Genomic DNA, 1,028 nt, shown 5'->3' with positions numbered 1-1,028 from the left:
GCTCACTTCCTCGTTGCCGCGGCGCTGCAGTTCATCCTGCAGAAGCGGGCCGCGCAGGCCTTCTTGCAGGGCCTGCATGGCGTAGGCCATGACCCGGTCGGCGGGGGATTTCCCGGCTGAAACACTGTTCTGCGCCTGCTTGCGGTCGCCGTCCTTCCACAGGGCAAGGGCCTGTTCACGGGTGTCCTGGCCGGAGCGGACCGGCCAGAGCTGGATCAGTTTGACGGCGATCACGGTGAGCGACAGCAGCGACATCAGCGCCAGAAGCGCAATCACCGGGCCGCCGGTGCCAAAGATTTCCCAGGTGCCGGCCATGGCTTATTTCACCAGCGGGGCGGCGGCGCGGGAGCCCAGTTCAAGGATCGGGAAACAGTCCATCTGCGCCTCGTTTTGGGGCTGGCAGGATGTGATGTCATGCAGCAGAATTTCCGAGATGTTGCTGCAGGCGATTTCCGGAATCTCAAACAGTTTCAGCGTGGTGCGCTGTACGGGCAGGGGGGCGGCGTCGATCGACAAGAGCCGGTCGATCACCCCTTGGCCGTCGAGGATGGCGAGCGACATCTCAAACCCTTCGAAGCTTTTGCCGGTCTGATTGCGGAACAGGAAGAAGGCGCGGCAGCCGCCGGTGTCGATCTCCTCGGTTTTGTTCAGCTCGACCCGCAAGGGGCCGGTTTCGGCAGCCGCCGCCAGCGGCAGGGCAGCGAGGGCGAGGGCAGATAGCAGGCGTTTCAAAGGCATCACTGTCTCCGGGTTCCGGTTATCGTCGGCCAGCCCGCGGCGCGCGGATTGGGGTGTTTGGTCAGACCAGGACGGTCAGCGCCTTTTCAATCTTGTCCATGGCGTCGCGGGCCGAGTCGAGGTCGCGGCGTTTCAAATGGCGGGCGGCCACATGCAGGGCGCGGCCCAGCCGGTCGCGGACCTTGCCCGGAGCGCGGGCGACATTGGCCTGCAAGGATTGGGCGCGTTTGACCTGGGCGCCCAAGGACCGCTGGTCCATCTCGCGCTGGCCGCGCTTCAGGGTCTTGGCC

General features: G+C 65.4%; 1 protein-coding gene and 2 pseudogenes. All 3 read right to left on the bottom strand.

Going from position 1 to position 1,028, the window contains the following annotated elements:
* Positions 1–315 (bottom strand): annotated as a pseudogene (locus A2I95_RS42110) (MotA/TolQ/ExbB proton channel family protein); the annotation flags it as partial.
* Positions 316–318: 3 nt separating this feature from the next.
* Complete coding sequence (locus A2I95_RS42105) at positions 319–738, bottom strand: hypothetical protein (RefSeq protein WP_027260178.1); 420 nt, start codon at positions 736–738, stop codon at positions 319–321.
* Between the two features lie 61 nt (positions 739–799).
* A pseudogene (locus A2I95_RS42100) lies at positions 800–1,028 on the bottom strand (hypothetical protein); the annotation flags it as partial.

This window comes from Leisingera sp. F5, from assembly GCF_001593695.1.
Note: the sequence above shows the minus strand (reverse complement) of the source record. Positions and strands in the feature narration are given on the sequence as shown.